Annotated in this window: 14 protein-coding genes; 4 read left to right on the top strand and 10 right to left on the bottom strand. The window is 38.2% G+C overall.

The features are described from left to right. Positions 1-8: 8 nt before the first annotated feature. Together FJR09_RS10865 and FJR09_RS10870 are read left to right on the top strand one after the other, a co-directional pair. On the top strand, positions 9-1511 hold the full coding sequence (locus FJR09_RS10865; protein ID WP_015080849.1) for a hypothetical protein: 1503 nt from the start codon (positions 9-11) through the stop codon (positions 1509-1511). Between the two features lie 12 nt (positions 1512-1523). Continuing rightward, positions 1524-2600 carry a response regulator gene (locus FJR09_RS10870; protein ID WP_015080848.1) on the top strand — a complete coding sequence of 359 codons (1077 nt, stop codon included), beginning with the start codon at positions 1524-1526 and terminating at the stop codon, positions 2598-2600. Positions 2601-2869: 269 nt separating this feature from the next. Here the strand turns inward: FJR09_RS10870 and FJR09_RS25840 are convergent, their stop codons facing one another. Next, positions 2870-3001, bottom strand: coding sequence for a hypothetical protein (locus FJR09_RS25840; RefSeq protein WP_256369493.1), 132 nt, complete (start codon positions 2999-3001; stop codon positions 2870-2872). A 471-nt stretch (positions 3002-3472) separates the two neighbouring features. Between FJR09_RS25840 and FJR09_RS10875 the strand changes: the two genes are divergently transcribed. After that, entirely contained in the window at positions 3473-4702 is a 1230-nt protein-coding gene (locus FJR09_RS10875; RefSeq protein ID WP_217361119.1) for an IS1634 family transposase, read from the top strand. Then, positions 4614-4859 carry a transposase gene (locus tag FJR09_RS26140; RefSeq protein WP_371416383.1) on the top strand — a complete coding sequence of 82 codons (246 nt, stop codon included), beginning with the start codon at positions 4614-4616 and terminating at the stop codon, positions 4857-4859. The genes FJR09_RS10875 and FJR09_RS26140 overlap by 89 nt, the downstream gene beginning before the upstream one ends. Here FJR09_RS26140 and FJR09_RS10880 read toward each other — a convergent pair. The 9 genes from FJR09_RS10880 to FJR09_RS10915 all read right to left on the bottom strand — a co-directional run bounded on the left by FJR09_RS10880 (position 4809) and on the right by FJR09_RS10915 (position 21154). Beyond that, entirely contained in the window at positions 4809-9770 is a 4962-nt protein-coding gene (locus FJR09_RS10880; protein ID WP_254433089.1) for an ATP-binding protein, read from the bottom strand. The genes FJR09_RS26140 and FJR09_RS10880 overlap by 51 nt on opposite strands. A 3-nt stretch (positions 9771-9773) precedes the next feature. Continuing rightward, positions 9774-11447, bottom strand: a complete 1674-nt coding sequence (locus FJR09_RS10885; RefSeq protein WP_168651229.1) for a hypothetical protein — start codon at positions 11445-11447, stop codon at positions 9774-9776. Continuing rightward, a complete protein-coding gene (locus FJR09_RS25145; RefSeq protein ID WP_254433090.1) occupies positions 11447-12298 on the bottom strand; it encodes a hypothetical protein in 852 nt (283 codons plus the stop codon). Before FJR09_RS25145 ends, FJR09_RS10885 begins: the two co-directional genes overlap by 1 nt. A 42-nt stretch (positions 12299-12340) precedes the next feature. Beyond that, positions 12341-15583 carry a protein kinase gene (locus FJR09_RS10890; RefSeq protein ID WP_254433091.1) on the bottom strand — a complete coding sequence of 1081 codons (3243 nt, stop codon included), beginning with the start codon at positions 15581-15583 and terminating at the stop codon, positions 12341-12343. Then, positions 15583-17004, bottom strand: coding sequence for a type I restriction-modification system subunit S (locus tag FJR09_RS10895; protein WP_015080844.1), 1422 nt, complete (start codon positions 17002-17004; stop codon positions 15583-15585). The genes FJR09_RS10890 and FJR09_RS10895 overlap by 1 nt, the downstream gene beginning before the upstream one ends. Beyond that, positions 17001-17642: a hypothetical protein gene (locus FJR09_RS10900; protein ID WP_015080843.1), complete on the bottom strand. Its 642-nt coding sequence runs from the start codon at positions 17640-17642 to the stop codon at positions 17001-17003. The genes FJR09_RS10895 and FJR09_RS10900 overlap by 4 nt, the downstream gene beginning before the upstream one ends. Continuing rightward, on the bottom strand, positions 17639-18907 hold the full coding sequence (locus tag FJR09_RS10905; RefSeq protein ID WP_015080842.1) for an AAA family ATPase: 1269 nt from the start codon (positions 18905-18907) through the stop codon (positions 17639-17641). Before FJR09_RS10905 ends, FJR09_RS10900 begins: the two co-directional genes overlap by 4 nt. Next, entirely contained in the window at positions 18904-20934 is a 2031-nt protein-coding gene (locus FJR09_RS10910; protein ID WP_015080841.1) for an N-6 DNA methylase, read from the bottom strand. Before FJR09_RS10910 ends, FJR09_RS10905 begins: the two co-directional genes overlap by 4 nt. A 61-nt stretch (positions 20935-20995) precedes the next feature. Next, complete coding sequence (locus FJR09_RS10915; protein WP_254433092.1) at positions 20996-21154, bottom strand: hypothetical protein; 159 nt, start codon at positions 21152-21154, stop codon at positions 20996-20998. Between the last annotated feature and the right edge of the window lie 177 nt (positions 21155-21331).

Below are 21331 nucleotides of genomic sequence, written 5' to 3' on the forward strand. Positions count from 1 at the left end.
CATCAATTATGAATAACATACAATTAATTCAACCTTACCTAACTGCTTGTGTGATTTGCAGAGATAATAGAAATTCTCTTTGGGCAAAAGCTTTATTAAATAATTTTGCTGAAGTATACATCATTGCATCCAACAGTGATTATAGAAAATTTAACCATAGCGATACAGAAGGGGTAATTATTCCCAAAAGCAAATTACCTACATTCATAGATGCTATATTTTTTCATTCTAGTGATGAACAACTTTGGCGTAGTTGTAATTTAAATTCTCAACATATTTTTGAGTTTAATACTCCTGGCAATCCTGAAGTTAAAGAAGGTATTTTGCCAATATTACGTCCAACAGCGCCAAATTTTGCAATTAAACTACAAGATATTGAAGAGATAGCTGACTATGTAACTGGAAAATCCTTAAGTTTGCCTCTTATCTGCTGTAAAACTTTAGAATTACTGCCAGCACTGTCATTGCTTTCTCAGACTTATCTAGCAGTATATTCTCAGCAACAAGAAGTATGGCATCCATCATGGTGGCTTAACGGTTTGGGTATTTCAGAGTATAGCCAAAAACAAGCTGATTACCTGATAAATTTATTAGATAGTGAGTGGCAGATAACCAGGAGAAATAATAGTGATAAACAAGATGTTGCAACTTTAATCCATCATATTGCTTCATCTACACTCTCTGAAAAGCAAATCAATCCAAATATAGTAGTAGCGGCTGATCAAGTCCTTAACACTCAACTGTGTTTACAATCTATTGATTTAGTTGTGAGGAAAATTAAATCTCAATTTAATACAATTTTAGCTTTTAGGGACAGTTTAACAAGTGTTGCTACAGCCAGTGTTATCTCTACATTGAATAATATTCCCACGTTATTTATTGATGAAAATGAACATCTACATAAATCGAAGGCTTTCAAACAATCCGTCATTATCATGGCAGAAAACCAGTTAAAACACCTGCCAATGCTGAGAGTAGAAAACTTCAGTGGTGCTGTTTTAGTGTTGACTGCTACTCCGTTTTCACTCTTAAAACAGCAGTACCGAGTTCTGCGTTTTGGACATGGTTCTCATGATTGTTTCGGCAGTTCTTGGGTACTTCCTGATTTGCTAAATAAGATAGCAGAATTAGTCCCATTAGAGCCAGAAAACCTTAAATTATTGCAGAAAGAATTACAAGCTATGCAAAAAATAAGGAATAATCAAATAACATCATGCCTGGAAAATATTAAATATCTTAAAAATCTAAGTCATGAAGATGATCAGAGAATAAAAGATATAGAAAACGCTATTGAACAATGGCGAGCAGATGCTCGCGTAGCTTGTCATACAGTCGTGAAAATTGGAAATGAGCGTCAACAATTACAACAGCACTTTCAAACAGCACTAAATAATCTTAGTATTCAGGATAACGAACAAAGATATCAGGCAATATCTAGATTAGAAGAAGCATTTAACCATTTAAAAGACCTGTTACAATCTACTGGTGAAAAATTTATTTCTTCATATTAAAAAGGTGAGAATGTGATTGATTTCAGTATTTTAGTGCTAGATGATGATGAACTTTGGGTAGCGCTACATGAACGGCGATTAGAACAAGCTGGTTTTATCTGTCACTCTACTCAAGATGCCAAAGAAGCTATCAAAATAGCTAAAACAAACCCAACTGTCAAGTTTGCACTAATTGATGAGATTCTCTATGTTACGCCTACTTCTGAAACTGAGGAGCAAAGAGAACTCCAACGATGGCAAGGAACGGGTGTGATACGAGAAATCTGCGCCCAACGCTCTGATATACAAATTATTGTAGTTACAGCAGCCCCTGTTTTTCTGAGTGATGGTGATAATCAACTATTTAGACGGGAAACAGCAAAATTGCGGAGGCAAAAAGGAGTTATTGATGTCATTCACAAATCAGATATAAAGGAAGATCCTGATGGTTCTTACGACTGGCTAATAAACTTACTTAACCAGCCTAATGTATCTGCTAACACTTCTGTAGTCACACCAAAAGTTTTAATTGGTTTAGGGTTCACAAGCGATGAACGTCAGGCTATGGCTGAACAGATGAATATGCCTAAAAAGCAATATTTGTCCATAGCTCCTTTGCTGGAAAAAGGTAAATCAGAGAAAGCTAAACTGAAAATATTAGATAATTTTTGGGAGAGGGCGAAGGAAAAATCTGTGTTATTAGAAATGCCTGGTTCTAAAAAACTTGATCCTTTATCAGGAATAAAAGCCGAATCAAGTGCTTTCCAAATATTAGCTTGTTTGGCAAAAAAAACTGAATTACAAACTCCGGTAATTATTTGTGAGCAAGATTATAAATGTTCACCACGTAAGTCAAAACCGCAAGTAGATGATATTCCTGAGCATGATCCTTCATCTGTTAGGGATTATACTTATGAGAATGGAGTTCAATTTGAGGGAGGAACAAGCAAAAACTCCCCTCTTAAGGTGGCGATACACAGATTAAGTAGGCAATTAAGTAAATTCAATGTTGGTCCTGCTGGTAAGTTATTTATGTATAAACCAGAGGATAAAGGCTACCATCCTTGTTTTGAATTAGGCATTGTTCTTTACACAATAAAGAACAGGTAATTGATGCTTGTGATTAGTGAGTGGCTAATTCCTATTTTGGGAAGGGCTGAAAAGAAGGTGATCGCGTAAGCCCTGCTGCAAGTAGTTCGCTTTACTAATCCTGTTTATCTTCTAACTCGTAAATCCGCATTGATGGATGTTCGTCCATCATCCGCCAGTAATATCCATGAGAAGGTAATGAAACCGTACCACCACAACAGTATAAAAATACTTGAAAGCCTCTGAATTAAGTTTGAGAGGCTTTTGTTATGGGAATTTATTGAATCAAATTATACCACTTTCCAGCCAAAAGTATTATTGCTAAGAGGGAAACCAGGAAGAAAACCAGGTGGGAAACTAAGATTACCACCAATACCATCAGGAGGATTAATCAAAGGAGGAAGAACATTAGTAGCCCACATTCCGCACTTCATTTTGTAGTACAGATACAAGTGTAATAAGTAACAGAAACAGCTTAAATATAAACACATAACTAAGTTGGCAATAAATATAGGCAGTAATATAAAAATTGCCAACAAATTGAAATTAATAACTCCCGGTTCGCCCATTTAAAATCGAGTTACAAAAAAGCTGAACGATTTAATCAGGGTTTTCGGCTTTGATAAAAATGTACTACCCTACAGACTTTATGCGATAGCGAAGCGCTGCTGCAAGCAGTTCGCATAAAAATAGAGTTTTAGCGCCGGATGTGGTAGTTCAAGCTAAATTTCGGGAAATCGCTAAAACCATTACGACACCTGGATTTCTTGTTTTTTTGGCAATTTCTCGAACTCCAAAAAAAATGAGCGAACCGGGAGTAATAAGGTATTGACAATAAATTCAGAAGAAAAAATGAGAAAATGAGTCTGAAGGAAATCAAAATACCCAAAAATATGAATTACCAAAAAGAAGAATTTGAGAGTAAAAACTTAGATCACTTAGGAATAATAGATGAGATAGGAATAGTAGAAAAAATTAATGAGATATTCTTAGTAGATATCAGAGAGAAAGTAAATACAGGCGAAGTAGTCAAAGCAATCATTCTCAATGGACTGGGTTTTGTATCAAGACCATTATATTTATTCCCTGATTTTTTTCAAGATAAACCCATAGAACATTTAATAAAGGAAGGAATAAAAGCATCAGATTTAAACGATGATAAAATAGGTAGAGTAATGGACAAGCTCTATAAATATGGATTAACAAAAATATTCCTAATAATTGCCTTAGAAGTAGTCAAGAAATTTGGAATAGAAACTAAATATTCCCATTTAGATTCAAGCTCATTACATTTACATGGAGAGTATAAGAACTGCGTAAATAATGAAGATAAAGAACAAGGAATAAACAAAGAAAATCCGATTAATATCACACAGGGCTATTCCCGTGACCATCGCCCAGACTTAAAACAATGTATATTAGATTTAATAGTAAGTAGTGATGGAGATATACCTTTATTTTTCAGAGGAGCATCAGGAAACGAATCAGATAAAGCCGTATTTGCTCACATCTTAGTGGAATATTCTAAACAAATAGATTTTGAAAGTATAATGGTCGCTGATAGTGCATTATATAGTGAAAATAATTTAAAATTAATGTCGAACATGAAATGGATAAGTCGAGTACCATTATCCATTAAAAAAGCCAAAAACTTAGTGAAAGCATTTATAAGTAAAGAACTGAAACCAAGTGATATCAAAGGATATAGCTATCAGGAAGAGAAAGTATTTTACGGGGGAATAGAGCAAAGATGGTTATTAGTTGAAAGCACAGAAAGGAAAAAAGCAGATTTAAAGAAATTAAGCAAAAAAATCTTAGAAGAGTTTCTAAAAACTAATAAACAGCTAGTCAAGTTAGAAAAAGAAGATTTTTGTTCAAAATCTTTAGCAGAATTAAAAATTAAAGACATAATAGCAAAATTAAAATATCATCAAACATCTGACATAGAAATTACCGAAAAATTAAATAAAGGACAAACAGTAGTTTATCAAGTGAGATGTAAATTAATAGAAAATCAGGAGTTAATCAAAAAACATGAAAATTCTTGTGGTCGATTTATTTTATTCTTCGAATATTTTAGACACAACCAAATTAACACCTACAGAAATATTGAAAATATATAAAGAACAGCAATCAACAGAGCGAGGATTTAGATTTATCAAAGACCCATTGTTTTTCGCGGATAGTTTGTTTGTGAAAAATCCCGAAAGAGTAGAGACAATGATGATGTTAATGGCATTGTGTCTTCTGGTTTATAATCTGGGACGCTGCAAATTCTAATCTAGTTCTTGCTAAATCTTTTAAATGATCTGATAGAGAAGAGTTTTCTACGCCTTGGAGAATTTCTTGAAAAGTTATTTGGTCGCGTAGTCTTCTCATAATTTGGTTGATTTGACGCAAATACATACTTTGGCTACCAACAGCACCCATCAAAAATTTCCAGTGTGTAGCTTTTAGTTCTGATGCAGCAAAGGTAAGAGGAAGAACTTCTATATTTGGGTACTCAGCTTTTCTTTCTTCAAGTTTTGCAGAGGGAACAAGAATTACGACATCGTTAAGCGCGGCTGGTTCTGCCCCAAATCTTTCCCTTAACAGAGCTACCTGAGCAGACTCGGAGTTGGGAGAAACCATTGAGGTAAACTCTGGTTTGTAATCTTGGGTTTGACTGTAATGGAAAATTACAGTTGCTAAAGGACTTGGTAAAATATTGATATTTGAAATGGGCATACAAGCCATTTCAACAATGCTCCCTAATGTGTAACTTTTTCCTGCTCCCTGAACTCCAAAAAGGCTGATGGTATGAGTTTGATTCAAGTCTAAGGCAACCTTACGCCCAGACGTTTCTCCTAAAATTCCATACTGGGGTGTTGGAGATTGAACACCAAGCATTATGTCATAATTCAGTTCAGTTTGAGGTGTATCATCAGTCTCTATCTCTGGTGGTAAAGATAAGACAATATTTTCTGATGATTTAATAACCTCAACAGGTTTAAAGATATCTTGATGTTCTTTTTGTGTTTCAGGTTCTACTTTGTAAGCTTCGATTTCTCTATCCAAATTTGAGGATACTTCAAGAGAATTTTCTGTTGATTTAACTAATAAAGTGGATATTTCAGGCTGTTCTTGTTTTGGGGAAATATTTTGTTCTTTATCCTTTGTAAAATCATCACAAGTTGTAGAGCGTTCCCTTGATGGGACAAGAAAAGCGGCTGAAACCAGACGGGGTATTGAGTCTGTAACGTCCCTTTGTTTTAACTCTTGTTGAATTTCTTCTTGCTCAGAGTGTTGAGTGATTTGTGTGAGGGCTGGTTCTGCTAAAGCAACCAATTCTTCAATTAAATCAATACCGATGCGATGAAATTCAATTCCTCGGTCATACTCTGGTGGTTCAGTTCCCGGTTTTTGAAAATCAAAAATTAGCGCACTTTGAGTAAATTGTAACGTATAACCATCTTCTAAAGTTGTTAGTAGACTTCTAGCTTCATTGGCAGCATCTTTATCGATTACTCCATATCGTAAAGATCGATCTAAGTAAAATTCCAATATAGTTGCAAACTCACGAATTTTTAGTAGAAAATCTGGTCTTTCTTGTAGTTCAAAGTGTAGACATAAAACATTTTTAGATTGATTAATTTGTTCTGAAATTTCATCTTTCAATCGATTGAAATCACTAACACTTCCTACTTGTGCATAGCATTTTACCTCAACCAAATTACAAACTATAGTTCGAGTTGTGATATTTAGATCGAAAAGTGCTAAATCTGTCCTTTGAAGGGTAACTGAGTTACCCAAAGCTTCTGCTTGCTGCTTTGCTTTTTGAAATAGTTCTATATGGGCATCAAGCGGTAGTATAATTTGGTTTGATAATGCTCCTTGATACTGCAAAAATAGACGAGCTAAAGCTAACCCAAGTGCCTCTGTTTGCTGGTTAGCAGATGAAATTAGTTTTAATGCTAATCGTCCAGAAAGCGATCGCATCTGCTCAAGGATAAGCTGCGTATTTCTTTCTTTTGCTTTTAATCCGTGTCGCTCTAGTACCTGGGACAATACTGATTCCAGTTCTGATAAAGAGCGCGAGGTAATGACCAATCGATGTCCAACACTAGCAGTAGAATCAGGAACATAGTCAACCAAGTAAGGCGGGCGATCGCTCTGACCACCATGATCAAAAAATTCAATGCCGATATTACGATCAATGGTGAAGACCCAATCACAGACATTATGAATATGGTGCAATAATTCCCGTTGTTCTGCATTTAGACCCAACGTTACCACCGGACGATTTTCAAAAGCTGGTATCCCTGTAGCAACAGTAGCAGTTGCGCCGGATATTATTTTCGGTAACTCAGCCAGTAAATCAATCAAGCTTTCCGCACCAGGAAGAGTAAGTGCCTTTCCATGACACGGTTGTCGCCGCCAAAAAGTACCGCTTTCATCATCTTGGAATTCGATAACAAAGTCTTGAATTAAACCATGTAATGATGCAATTTCTTTTGGTTGAAAGGGTGGCGCTGAACCAATTTCTTTTGCAGGAAATAAATCTACCAGTATGCTGATGTGGGCTTGGTATTTATTTTCTGATTCTAGGTTACGAAAATCATTAACGGAATGAACTGCCAAACTTAACTTTGGAAATAAATAATTTCCGCTAGATGTAGAAAAAGCATCAACTACTTCTGAAGTTATGTTGGCAGTTGGTGTAAGGAGTTGTTCTATGGCTTCACCAACTCCTGGTACTTCTGGGTCAGGGACAAATAAGCGAATTTCATACCGTAAATTGCGAAATGCTTCACGCTTTTGCAATAAAATAATGGCATCTGCAAGGATGGTGGCACGACCTGAGTTAAAGGCATTAATAGTGAGTGTGCGGATATAAGGGTTTTGTGCCAAATACCTTTCAATCCGAGAAGCTAAAACTTCAGCATTCACCGCAGCACCAATAGTAGGTTCTGGTAGTCCAAAAGCAGTACAGACTTCACCTAACAAGCCGCGTGTGTTTTCTTCGGTTGATTGGGCATACAGCGACCAAAAGAAATTAATATTATCAACGGTAATGAAAACTCTGCCATCAGTTAGGGGCAAAGTAGGGGGTACATTTAAAGGTACAAACCCCCGCAAAATGCTATCTCGCGTAGAACTCACATATTCTTCTTGCCCATTGTAGGCAGCAGTAATCCAGGACTGTGCAACTTGACTCCATGTAGTTAGCCATAAGGCACGTAACGGATGGGTTGGACCCAGTAATATAGCTTCTCGTGTTTGTCCCCGGAAGTCTATAACTTCTAAGCGCACGGTATCTACCAAAAGTAGTTTTTTCAAATCACTTAGAGACTGCCCATCTGAACCATTGCTTTTTTCTACTTTACGGCACAAGTCAACTAATATTTCTCTGTATGCAGCAGCATACTCATAACAATAGTTTTTTAAATCACTAAAATTAACTGCCTGAGAAATGAAATTCTTGTCCTCTGAAAGAACGGCGGCGAAATAATCAGCACGGGTTGATAAAAAACTTGATGCTAGTCCTGATTTTGGAAAATCAATAATATCTGGTAAGGGAGAACCAACTTGACCCATGCTGACCTGTAATTTCCAACTTACAGGACTTTGTGGAGATGTTAATATTGCCAGTTCCAAATCTTTTAAGCATGGTGCTATAGGAATACGAAATTTGCCATCCCGACCAAATTTAACTTCTAAGGCTTCTTGGAATGTTCTGCGAGTTTTGCTACTTTTCTCAGCCCAAACTACATCTTTAAGAGTAACTGCTTTGGGATCACGACGCTCCGAAATAGCTGCAAACTGAAGCTTCAGTTTAGCGTGTTCTAAACTTGTTTCTTCAAAAAACTTGATTGTTGGTGGTTCTGCATCAATTTCAGTATTTGGAAGTACATAAAATAATTCACTTTCATAAGGTTTTATCTTGCCCAACCTTGAATTTATATCTGGTTCAGTTAAACGTATTGGATCATCATTTTCTGTCCAAGGTAAAACCCTAACAGAATGCCAGCCTTCTTCAAATTCAAATTGATCGAGTTTATCTAAAGTAACACTTTTAGTTGTTTTTTTTGTTGTCCATGCTTTAACTTTTTTAGCACTTCCAACAGTACAACCATCTTGCGTCATAATTTGGACAGTAAAGTGATTTAACCCTTCTATTTGTTGAGGGTGAGGATCTACCTTAAATTCAACTTTAAATTTTTTCTGCTCTTTGGGAACTAATACTTGTTGACCAATTAGGCTTTGTAAATTTTGATTAGTTGCGTTATCTTGAATAAATGTTAGCCCAATATCTAGAACTTCTATCGATACTTTGTCAGGACTAACTTCTTCCTGAAATTTCCATTTATCAAAAGAAATATCCCAATTTTTTGGATTTATTACAACTTGCTTAGTCCAGATACGAGGGTCTTCTAAACCTACTTCTACTAAAAATTCAGTTAATCTATTTTGAAATATTTTGTCTGTTAACTCTAAATCTAAAACTCTACCCCGAATTGATTTATCAAAATTTAAGGTAAGTTTTTGCATCGATTCTAAATTCTTGCGGATTTTAAAAGTGGTAGTTGCAGGTTCATCAAACAAATGAAAATCTGGAACCAAGCCCAATTCATATAATGCAGCACCAAGGGTATCTCCATCTATTCCATTAATTACTGCTGTTTGCAAAAAACGCGCTTGTGTTACTGCATTAGTCCAACGCCATTTTTCTTGGGTTAAATACCTCAAAATTTCTTTAACATAACCTTGTAGGGGTGTCGGAACTTGCTGAATGAGTTTTTGAACCAGTTGTTGATAAACATCAGCCAAAGAAATTTCTTCAAATGATGCAACGTTGAAGGAATCTTCTGCATTTGTTTGCAAATTGGAGGGTAAAAATACCAGTAATGGTGGTCTCAATGAACCATCAGGTAAAGGGTTGCGTAGTTCGATTAACTTGGTAGATGAAATATATAAATCTGTATCGTCAGTATTTTGACCATTACCATTCAAAATAAAACTCTGTGCTTCTGGGATTTCTCGGCGCAAGCTGCGTGTCAGTACAATCATTAGATGTGAGTCTAAATCTGCGACTCGCATACAATGACCTTTGCTGCGTGAAGCAAGAATATCTCTCAGGCGCGGCAATAATAATAATTCTAAGGCTTGAGTTAATTCATCATCCTGAAGTTCCTGAAAACCTTGGCTCATCTGTTACCTCCCTGAGTTATCAGTAGTTATGGTATAACGAGGAGTCACGGTTTGGGTAACATAGGCATCCGAGAGGTCTTGGAAAAATCCAATTTCGCGCAGACGAGTCTTAAAAGCTGTAACATTTTTTCGCAGTGCCTGTTGATCTACAATGCTGGGTTGTCCGAAGCCATCACCAGGGGGTAAGCGGTCAATGTAGAGGCCATAGCGATCGCGTAGCAATGTTAACAGTTCATCAACTCTAATTTCACGGGTCACAAAGCTTGTTCCTTGAGGTTCTAAAACAGCAATTTGTAATAATACTTCAAGTAATCGACTTCCCAGAGCAAACCAGCGAGGGCTACCCTTGGCACGAGATTGGCGTAGCAAACCTAAATCACTATTTTTTAATAAAAAAGCGTCTAAGCATTTGATAATCGCCTCCCGATGGTAACTACCTCGAAGAGCTAATATTATTTCTATGTAAGTATCAAATTCTCCTAAATTCATATTAATAATGCGCTGTACTTCTGGAGGAATAGACGATTCTGCTCCTTGCTGATACCTTTCTATCAGGGGTGTGACTCTTGATTTAAAATAATCCTCTCGCTCTTTATTTTTAGAAGAATGTAAAAGTTGTAAAACTTCTCCAACAGAGAAATGATTTCCAGCAGGTGATAATTTATTTCTTGTTCTTAAATATTCAGCCATTTCATCCAATTTCTTAGTAATGAAATGAGCTTCAATATAACCTGGTATGCGGCGGTAATGACTATCTGCACTATGACGAGCCAACTCAGTCATGTGGGGGTTGGTGGGGTCGCCCATATCAACTACTAGCCCGATACGGTGCGGACAATCACCATGCGGTGAAGATATTCTGGGGTTTACCGGACAGCGATCGCACGTCGGGTCACTTCCACGCCGCTTTACTAACGCTGGTAAAAGTTTCATCAGACGCAGGTGGTAAAGGGCTAAGTGGAAAGACAACAGGGTTTTCAGGTAATCCACCAGAACTGACCGAGGCATATAATTTTCATAGGTCAGCAAACGCAGAATATCATCTGCTAGTAAGTCTGCTTGACCAATACAAAGGGGAGAATATCTTTCCGGTTCTTTGGAACGGTCTTCAGCATCTTTTTTCACTTGCTTATCAAAATGTAGAATTGCCTGAGTTTCTACATCAATTCTTTGGTCTGAAAGCAAAATAAGGTCAGTTTGTTGGTCAAGCCCCGCAAAAATAAAATCCTTCAACGCATCCCTTGCAGCTTGACCCAAACCCTTACGAGCATAATAAATCATCCAATAAATTTGTTCAGAAGATCCTTCATCTTTAGCATATTTGGTATTTCTATATTTGTATGCGTTACCGTGTAAAGGACGAGGTGATACAACAGCTTGATTTGATTTTCCTCGATTAGCTAAATCCAATAAATCAGTTTCTAACCATTTAGAGACAATATCTTTATGCTCTGCAAAACCAATAAATTTGGATTGATTTTTATCATCTATAAATTCTTCTAAAAATTTCTCAACTGTGAATAGAAGGCTCGAATTTCTAACTCTACTTGGATAGCCATCAAATTTTAGTCGAGGAAATAAATTAAGTAAAGTACGGTCAATTTCAATATGTTTGAAGTTAACGTAACTGATTTTGTCTAGTGCAAAATCTTTGTCTTTTTTATTATCGAGTCCCATTAAATTTCCTCCTGGACTTGTTTGAGCGATAAGTTACCAGCTTCATCGCGGCTGATATTATAAAAATCTTGTCCAGTCTCTGTGAGCAAAACTTCTTGATACGGGGCTGAAGCTAAGAGATTTTTGAATACTGCCAAACTCCGGTAAAACCCCTGTTGTTCTTCAACGCTGGGACGATAGCCCTCATCAAGTCTTTTCAGCATTTCATATACATCCAAGTTTATACTTAACTTTGCATTATGGCTCATCAAAGAATCATACTGAAGGAATAAGGTTTGTGGTAAAAATTCTATAAAAGCAGTAATTCCTCTAGCTTCATGCGGTTGAAGGCTAAAAGTTTGACTATCAAATACACGGTAACTGCGAATAGTACCGTTATTGACTTGGCGGACTCTTAGGGCTAGTTTATTCCCAAGGCGAGATGGGTTTCTCAAACCTTCACCCCTGTTGATAGCGCGTAGAAGTAGTTGCACTTCCTTAGTTAAGTCTTCCTGTTTTGTTACTAACTTTAAAAAATATTCAAAATGACGGTAGGGTAGCATTCGTTGCCATCCTGAATCACGGCGTTCAAAGTATTGCCGCCGTCGTAGCATAGCAATATATTGTTTGTATACTTTTTGACCATTTTCTTCGATTTTACTTCGATAGTCACGAGGTAGTTCATCGAACGCCCTTTGTAATAAATGATCATCATTGCGGCTGCGGTCTGAGAAGTTAAACCGTCCCATTTCTTTAGCACTGGGTTTCAAAAAGGCAAAACTGCGGTCAAGACTGGGATTGCTGGTTTCTCCAAGATCAATTTCTCGCAGCAGGGAAATGAGGCGATCACCGGAACCCTCTATACCTCCCATCCAAGAATTAAAATAAAAGCCATCAAGGATGTTTTGTCGTGCTTAGGGAGTGCTTTGGTGATAAAGTTCGTGAACCTCGTCGCAATCCCTTGTTCCCGCCAGCATGAAGGCTAAAGCTGAACGTAAATCGCGCAAGGTTATGTGTAAGCGTCCCCGCAGGTGGGTGATGGTATATAAGGTTTTGAGCCTTTCAATCACCTTGGGACTTGCTTTCTCATCCATGAAGGTTTGGGCGTTGTGGAAGATATAACATCTTTCTTTCAAGTCGCAACTACCGCAAGCTTTCCAAAAACGCGGCTCAGTCATGCGGCGGATTAATCTATCAAAAATTGAGTTATTTTCTTCACCCAAGTTAGCGACTACTGAGCGAAGATTAAGGTTAATGACGGCAACACCCTCTTGGGGATCTGCACCTTTTATACCATTTTTGACGATTTTAGTGAGTTTGGGAAAGCGGCTTTCATGTTCAGATAAAAAGTCAACTAAGCGACCTTCATTAATTGCAATTAACCGCGTTTCGTTGGTTTGCCAAACTTGTGTATTTGACCCTTGGAAGGGAGCTAAAAATTCTAACAGTACCTCGTTATTAACTTTATCCCCTTCATCTTGGCTACCGTCGTAATTGGTAAAGAAAATTCGTCCTTCTATTTGGAATTCCGAACCGTTTAGTCCCCGTTGCAATTTAGTGTTTTCTTTCTCAGCTTGCTTTTCTAACTGTTGAATAAAGGCTGTTTTACCATCACCGGCATTACCAGAAATAATCACTAAGTTAAATTGACCCGCTAAAATTGCAGGTTGTAATGCTTGGTCTAAAAGTGTAGGGACATAAGTTAGTTCCCCTATTTTATCCAATCCCCTTGTTCCAGCATTGGTTTGTTGACTCTGGCTGTACAAGGTAAGCAGATGGCTAACAAAGGGATTAAAATTAGGTTTAGAGGTATCTGTTAAGGTCGCTGGGAGGGATTCAGTTGTTAGCTGGGTAGGTTGAGACACCTTTCTAGGGTGTTTAATTGCATCTAACGCTTCAGCAAATTCCTTAGCAACAGAAAATCTATCAACCCTGCGCGGTGCGATCGCTTTCATCGAGAATTGCACTAGTTCTTCACTCAAATCCTTACAAGCAGTAAAACTTCGTGGATCGCGGGGTTGCTTGTCTCGCCTTAGTCTGGGGTCTTGGTCGTCGAAAGGATATTTACCTGTAATGCACTCATAGAGAGTAATTCCCAGTGCATAAATATCGCGGTCAATTTTTTGCGCCTGATCAATTTCGTCTAAATCTAAAGTCAAGTCAAAATCCGGTGGGATATATGCCCTAGTTCCGCCGCCTGTCATGCTTTCATCTCGTTCTGAGACAGCAACGTTAAAATCAATGATGCGGACTCCCTTATCTGTGAGTAACAAGTTAGAAGGCTTAATATCTTGATGATACACACCATTTTCGTGCAGATGTGCCAAACCTGCGGCAGTTTGTCGTGCAATTTTTACTGCATCTTCCAAGGAAAGGGCTTCTTTTCCTAGAAGGTTTTCTACATCTTCACCATCAATGTAATCAAATAGGATGTATGGTGTATCATCTGGCAATTTACCAGCAATAATAACTTTGACAATATAAGGATGTTCGGGAATATTTAGCAGTGTTTTGTATTCTCGTACTAAACGTTGGTAAATTGATTGCTTGTCACGGGTGATAAGTTTCATTACTAAATCCCTATCACCCATCGAATCAAATACTTTGTAGGCTACACCAAATCCACCTTGACCGAGACGCTTTTGAATAATAAATAGCTCGTCAAGAATATAATCTGCGGGTAAATTCTGCAAGTCTATTTCAGCTAAAGATTTAGGGGTTTCTCCCGTGTTGGGCTGAGGTACAACTGGTGATTTTGGTGTGATGATATTGTTGAATTCCACCAGTGTAACTGCTGCACTTATAAGGCGTTCTTCAGGGTCAAAAGCGCAAAGTTTTTGCAACCATTCATCCATACCTGTTGGGAGGTCTGGTTTATAGGAGGATGGTTTTTTTGGAAAAATAGCATCGCATTCCAAAAAGGCAGTATTCTCAAAAGCCGTTTGTCCTGTTAATAATTCGTAAAACACCAACCCAGCCGAGAATAAATCTGAGGCGATACTGGCTTGGCTGGGGTCGCGGTAACATTCAGGTGCTTGGTAGTTATAGTCAAGCTTATCTACAATATATTCTGCAATCGTACTGCTGCGGTTTTTTGTCACCCTGGCATAGTCGAAACCAGTCAGCCGCGCATTACCATCAGGTGTGACTAAAATAGCATCTGGTGTAAGGTTGCGGTGAATAACTTCGTATTTGTGGGCGTGGTTAAGGGCTGAGAGAATATCTTGGATAATGCCAATCTTTTGGTCAAAAGTAAGTGCTAAATTAGGTTTTCTAATGTGTTGGCTGAGAGGTTCTGCTGCTATATCTTCTATAACTAAAATGAATTTATCTTCCGCTTCGGTGGAGAAAAATTCTGTTATTTTTAAGATGTTTGGATGACCAGGCATCCGCACCATTGAACGATAAGCATTACTAATCAGATTGCGCTGGCGATCGCGGATGCTATGCTCTTGGTAGGGGTCAACTTCATAAACACGCAGTCGGGCTATTCCGCCGCGTTTACCGAGAAAAATATGCTTGGCGCGATATTCTGTATATTTATCTGGATTTCCTCCCAGTTCCTCTTCTATTTGCCATTCACGGTAAATAGGAGGCGCAGATTTGGGACGGGCTTTACCAACAATTGCTTGTTCAATGTCAGCATGAAATGAGCGAATATCCTGCAAACGATGGCTAGGAATATGACCTTTGCCTTTGAAATAAGTTAAGCATTTTTGATTAAGGTAAGTGATATCATCCTCATCTGAACTCCCATGAGCCTCGACATGAGAGTTAGGGGCTGTCATTAAAATTGCAGCATGGACATGAATATCTTTGAGGTTTGTTTTGATAGGATAAGTATCACGAATTAAAGCCTTGATCACCTTAGCATTTTGTCTGCACTTTGCTAATGGTGCGCCAATATGGTCGCGTCCTTGTGGATACCATTTTGAATTATAAATATCAATTAGTCCGGGGATACCTTTGACATCAACTATAAATATGCTGTGAGGGGCAATTATGGCTAGGTCTATTTCATACTTTTCTTTGCCTTGAGGGATTTCAAAGTTATGAATTATTGTGTAGGTATCGGGTAAATTATCACGAAGAAATTTAATTGCTTGACGTTCAGAGTCGTTGACAGGTTGACCAATAGCGATGACTTTTGCAGCCATTAAGCACCTCCCTTATCAATACTACTTTCAACTATTTTTACTGCCTGAGCTTCTATTTGAATAGCCTTAGCTAAATCTTCCCAAGCATTAAAGACTGGTTGCCCAATTGATTGCCGAGTTTTTTCATCTGGCCAAGGAATGATAACTTGTTCTACGTGTTCAGAAACTACTCTGGGAATACTGTAACCATAAGCTTGTCTTTTAAGAAGTCTTTGACCATAATTACTTCTCAAATAAGCATAGATGTAGCCAGCATCGGCCTCATTATGAGGAACTAATCTGAATACATCATCAGCACAGAACATCCCATCAAGATGTGAGTTTACTAAAATTGGCCATCCAAATATTCCATTAAGTTGTCCTGCTGCTTGAAAAACGATCCAACCTTTTTTTAGCAAATAAGTTTCAATATCTTTAGATTTCTTACTAACAAATCTCTCTGGTGATGGACTCATTCGATAAATATCATTTCCACTTACAAACGCTGGTCCATAATTTTCTGATTCTACCCACTGTCTTTTAAAAATATTTGGCTTAAATAGATTTTGATTAACAGAGCTATGAGCAAGAGTTAGAATATCGCATTTAGCTTTTGTAATTGCCTTTTCTGCTTCTAAGGCTAAAGGTGAATGAAAAGCACCATCAAAGCGCATTCTTAGAGAGCTAGAACTAACCCCTGCTACTAGAGGTTTAGATATTTCATGTAAATCTGGTAATCGAGGTAGCTGTATTTTATTTTCTAATATTTTATCTGATTCATACAAAATATTTAATGCTTTTGCTCTCTTAATAGAAGCTTCTTTAATTAATTCATCTACGGTTTCTTCAATATCTGCCCCTAATCTTGGTACTGGTAAATCAGCAATATGATGAGGTTCAATACTTTGAATTATTGAACCATAAGTTCCTGAGATAATAAGAGGAACTCCGAATTTACTACTGAGATAAGCATATAAATAACCTGGCAAAATTTTATCAACGTCGGGAACAACTCTCATAGCGTGTTCAGTACAAGCCATTCCTGCCATATCTGATCGTACATAAACCATTCTGCCAATAGTCCCAGAACGGGTGATGAGAGTCCATCCTTCCTGAATAGCAAAATTTGGATTAGCTGCTACTTGCTTTTTTGACAAAAGAGATAGAGAAGAAAGATCAGCCGCAAGAATATCTGTACTCCCCAGGAAAGGAACACCATAAGCTGGATCATCTACATATTGACGACGCTCACGACCAGCATGAAAAATTCCGTTTAGACCTCCCTTTGTAACTTCATGCAAAGGTTGTTTCTTCGCTGATAGTTTTTCAAGTATTACCTTAGCTTCAAAAGCCCCTGAAAGGTAAGGGTTACAATCCAAACGCCGCCCGTTACTTTCCATCCAAGAAGACATTACTGGAAAGTCTAGCTTAGTAGTTTTCATGCTTGACCCTCATCAAATGGAAACCATTCCTGCATTTTAATGCACAACATTTGAAATGCTGTATCTGTACATCCTTTAACAGAAACTTTGCTAGTTATATTTTTATAAATAGCTGATGAACGAGGAGTTCTGGATAATTTCAAAGCATCTTCAACAGCTTTCTTCGGGTCAGCAGGTTTCAACGCCGAAGCATCCCATAACCCTTTTTCTTCTAACCACTTTCTTAAAGAGATATCTTGTTTAAACCGAAAAGCCTCTTCTACATTGCGATTATCCTGTAATATCCAAATCTCTAGTTCTGGATCTATTACAATCACGGCACAATTTTCTTCATCCCAACCAGTATCAATAAGATTTTCCATAATATTATTAGTAATTTTTTCTACTCCAGGCGACCCATCCCAAGCATTATCTAATACTACAACAGCATAACGATGAGTTTTTTGATAAGGACGAATTAATTGATGGGCGCGGGTATACACACCTGGATCACTCCCCGCTTCAACAATAATATCCTGTTGTGGGTCGAATGCAAACTGCCTAATTCCCAGACTTCTATGGAACTGCACTCTGGTAAAAAAACCTGTAAAAGCAGCTTCCATATTTTTATCAGCAACCAAGAAGATACAATCTCTCATCCCAGTACCCCTGCTGCAAACAGAGAACCAAGGTCAATACTTCCCTGCCAATCTTGTAAACGCGGATGTTTATTTCCGGGAATCGCCTCTGCACCATTTTCCTTACTAGCTCGCATCACAATCATTGATTCTAGTTCAGTATATGCCAATACTACAGGAGAATGTGTAGATACCCAAACTTGAGAATCGTACACCGAACTCAAAGATTGTAATACTACCTCAATTGCTCTAGGGTGAATACCATTTTCCGGTTCTTCCAAGAAAATTAGACTATGGGGTTGAGGTAGGTAGGGCAAAATAGTCAGTGCCAAAATATGCAGAGTCCCGTAAGATAATCCTGAAGAAGTCACAACATGATTACCCCAATAAGTTAATTTGAGGTAAGCGTGATAATCTTCTTCACGTTGAATAGCTTCTATTGCCATAACATTAGGCAAAGCCATTTTAATGTGTTCTACCCAAGACTCAAATAACTCTGGCTGTTCCTGCTGCAAATTCAGCACTAACCAAGGCAAATTATAACCATCTTTACGCAAGGTTTTAGGCTGTCCAGGCGGACAAGCCTTCCGCAGCACTGACCAACTTGGTTCATAACGCATTACGCCTTTTTCTAAAAGATTTCTGAACCAAATAGACGCAGAAAATTTATCAATATCACTGGGTAAATTTGCTAAAGCTAATTCCTGGGGTTCCAGTCGCAAGTTGATTTTAGAGCGGCTTCGATCTTCTTGTTTCAGAATTGTTGGTAAACCAGATTCCCGCTCAATAATTGTGTGCCAGTAACGAGGACGTTTACCTCCTATTCCCCAGCCTTCTTTCGGTTCAGAAACCTTCTGCGGAACAATATATAAAAATTCATCAGTTACATGAAGCTCAATATTATTAAAAATTTGAAACCGAATTTCATATCTAATACTTCGAGGATGCCTATTTTTATCTTTTAGAACCGTGGGTGGTGCATCTTCGAGCAATTTAATAATAATTTCTTCAGGTAAATCAGCTTCTATGGCAAAACCAAAATAATTTCCTCTGCCATAATGCAGTAATTCTTGTAAATTTTGCGCTCTTGGACTGCCACCAATAGAAGGAGATTCTAAAAAAGCTGGGATTAATCCCTGTGATAGAATTTCGCCCAACAATAAAGGAATATCAAGCAGCGTACTTTTACCCGTGCCATTTGCACCAGCTAAAACATGATATTGACCGAGTTTAATATCAAGTCGGTCAAAGCAGCGATATTTAAATGCTTCTATTCGAGAAATCATATACCTGGAGTTGGGTATTGTTGACGGAACTCTCGATATTTTTCGGCAATTACAGGCAAGTCATCATCGAGTATCTTTTCTTTTCGTTTTAAAGGACGTTCAATAATACGTTCCCCAATCCGAATTTTTTCTATTTTCTCTTTGACAACCACAATTTCTTCACCATCAGGAGTCCGTTTATAAAGCGTATTTCCTCGACGGTCAAATCCTACCTTCTCTGCCACTGCCATAAATACAGGATAGTCTGTCTTACCTCCTAAATCCTCAGCCCTAATTTCCTCTTTGGTTTTCTTCTTCAGAAACAGCAAACTTGTGAGAATATTTACATTCGCTTCTACAATAAATGCTTCAACTGGAATATCCACACTAGCTAATACCCAAGAATGACGCAGAATCCACCACCGGATATATTCAGTTCCAGGATTGCCCAAAATGCCATCTGGTAAAACAATCCCCATCCTTCCCCCCGGTTTTAGCCAGTTCAGACAACGCTCAATAAATAGTATCTCTGGTGCAACACTGCCTTTGAGTGTACCAGTTCTGCGAAAACTACCATCCTCCGTCCGTTCCCAATTGTAAGCTAATTCAAACTGCTTGAGTGTATTTTTATCCGTAATTGGAATATCAGAACCAAAAGGCGGATTAGTCAACAACACATCAATTGATTCTAGGGGAATTTCTTTTTTAGCTGGTTCTAACCCATCTAAATGTCCGTTAGGGAAATCCACAGAGTTGATATGATAAAGATGACCCCTGCCATTTCCTGCCATCACCATATTCATCTGGCAAGCTTTAATTAGAAATGGGTCAAAATCCGCACCAAACACTTGTTTCTCGGCAAACTGGCGCAACCGTCCATTGACAGATAGAAACTCCTCTGTAGTCTCTAATCCTACTGGCACATTCGCTTCTTCCCGAAACTTTTTCATCATATACGCCAGCACTGCCACCAAAAATCCCCCAGTTCCACAGGCTGGATCTAAAATTCGCTCATTTTCTTTGGGGTCAAGCATTTCCACAGCCAGTTTGATAATACCCCGTGGCGTGAAGTATTGTCCGCGATCGCCCCGTAAATTAGCGCCGACAATTTCTTGATAAGCCGCACCCTTAGCATCTACATCTGTACGTGTAAAGTCATATTTTGCCAATTCAGAAACCATAAAAGCAAGGGCGCGGTCAGAAAGAGTAATTTCCTCATTTCCCCTGAAAAGATTGCTGTAATTCTTTTTCACCTCTTCAAACAGAGGTATAAGCCGCAAGCGGATTTCTTTACGCCCCTCAGTATCGAACTGCTCCTTCGGCCCTGCCCAAAATCGCCTTTGACCGCGAAGTGATTTCTGCTCATCGTGCATTTTGCAGAAAATCAAGTATAAGAACTGCCAAAATGCCGCATCTTTGGGCATTCCTTCATTACCATGAATAAAATTATGGCAGCGCCGGAAAGCCACACGCAGCATTTCTGGATCAGCCTTGCGGGTACGCGCACTAGAAACTACTTCCTGTGTGTCCAAAGATTCATCCGCAGGTGGCCAATCACCTATCGGCTCAAACCGGTCTTCAAACCGCGTTTTTTGCTTCTCTAAGTAAAAGAACTCTAAACCATTCGTCCACAAACCATACTTACAGAAGTCAATATGCTCCATGATGGTTTCTAGTTCTTCTAAATCCTTCGCTGCTTGGTCGTAATCTCGAATCCTCACTGCATTTCTGCCGACCTTTGGTTCTTGGCGACAAACCACCACTCGACTTAAATTTTGAACTGTATGCTCCTGGTCGTGGTGAAAAATGGCAATATCCAGCTTTTTCCGCTTCCCATTAATAGAAACCGGAAAATCAGCCGCCATATCTTCCACCGAAATTCCATACTCGTGAAACAAAGCCCTTGCAATCCGTTGACGCACTTGTTCTTTTGGCGTGTCCTTGAGACTTTTCTCACCACTAATAAAGTCAAGGATACAACCATCAGAAATAGTGTAATCTTCCGTATTATCTTCTAAATCAGGAATCGGCAACTGTTTTGCTTTCATGTGCTAATAAAAATTCTCCTCGTATTCCTCCTCACTTACTGCGGGGAGAGCTAGGCTTGAGTTACTCAGATACAGTGAGTATTGTATCCGAGGAAGTTTCTCTTAATATATCTCGCTTAATAAAATGCTCAATTTTACCAAGCTGCTCATCAGAAAGTTCCTGAACCATCACCAAACGAACTAATTCTAGTACCTTTGGTCTTTCCTTCAGCAAAGTCACTACATCTGGGTCTGTGGAAGGACAAAGCCGAAATAGTACATCAGGATCAGCCGCAGGGGAAACGCATCTAAATTATCTTGACAGAATACTATATTAGTGCATCAATATGGGAAAATATCTAACTTCATTCAAAATCTGATAAATTCCTTTATTAAAATTATAAAAATTTCATAAATT

Origin of the sequence: Dolichospermum sp. UHCC 0406, assembly GCF_009712025.1 — a bacterium.
GTDB classification, from domain to species: Bacteria; Cyanobacteriota; Cyanobacteriia; order Cyanobacteriales; family Nostocaceae; genus Dolichospermum; species Dolichospermum lemmermannii.

What these genes read in the sequence shown, in the direction of transcription:
- FJR09_RS10865 (WP_015080849.1), top strand. Translation starts at nt 9, where the DNA reads ATGAATAACATACAATTAATTCAACCTTACCTAACTGCTTGTGTGATT.
- FJR09_RS26140 (WP_371416383.1), top strand. Translation starts at nt 4,614, where the DNA reads ATGAAAATTCTTGTGGTCGATTTATTTTATTCTTCGAATATTTTAGAC.
- FJR09_RS25840 (WP_256369493.1), bottom strand. Translation starts at nt 3,001, where the DNA reads ATGTGGGCTACTAATGTTCTTCCTCCTTTGATTAATCCTCCTGATGGT.
- FJR09_RS10895 (WP_015080844.1), bottom strand. Translation starts at nt 17,004, where the DNA reads ATGAAAACTACTAAGCTAGACTTTCCAGTAATGTCTTCTTGGATGGAA.
- FJR09_RS10905 (WP_015080842.1), bottom strand. Translation starts at nt 18,907, where the DNA reads ATGATTTCTCGAATAGAAGCATTTAAATATCGCTGCTTTGACCGACTT.
- FJR09_RS10900 (WP_015080843.1), bottom strand. Translation starts at nt 17,642, where the DNA reads ATGAGAGATTGTATCTTCTTGGTTGCTGATAAAAATATGGAAGCTGCT.
- FJR09_RS10890 (WP_254433091.1), bottom strand. Translation starts at nt 15,583, where the DNA reads ATGGCTGCAAAAGTCATCGCTATTGGTCAACCTGTCAACGACTCTGAA.
- FJR09_RS10910 (WP_015080841.1), bottom strand. Translation starts at nt 20,934, where the DNA reads ATGAAAGCAAAACAGTTGCCGATTCCTGATTTAGAAGATAATACGGAA.
- FJR09_RS10880 (WP_254433089.1), bottom strand. Translation starts at nt 9,770, where the DNA reads ATGAGCCAAGGTTTTCAGGAACTTCAGGATGATGAATTAACTCAAGCC.
- FJR09_RS10885 (WP_168651229.1), bottom strand. Translation starts at nt 11,447, where the DNA reads ATGGGACTCGATAATAAAAAAGACAAAGATTTTGCACTAGACAAAATC.
- FJR09_RS10875 (WP_217361119.1), top strand. Translation starts at nt 3,473, where the DNA reads ATGAATTACCAAAAAGAAGAATTTGAGAGTAAAAACTTAGATCACTTA.
- FJR09_RS25145 (WP_254433090.1), bottom strand. Translation starts at nt 12,298, where the DNA reads ATGGGAGGTATAGAGGGTTCCGGTGATCGCCTCATTTCCCTGCTGCGA.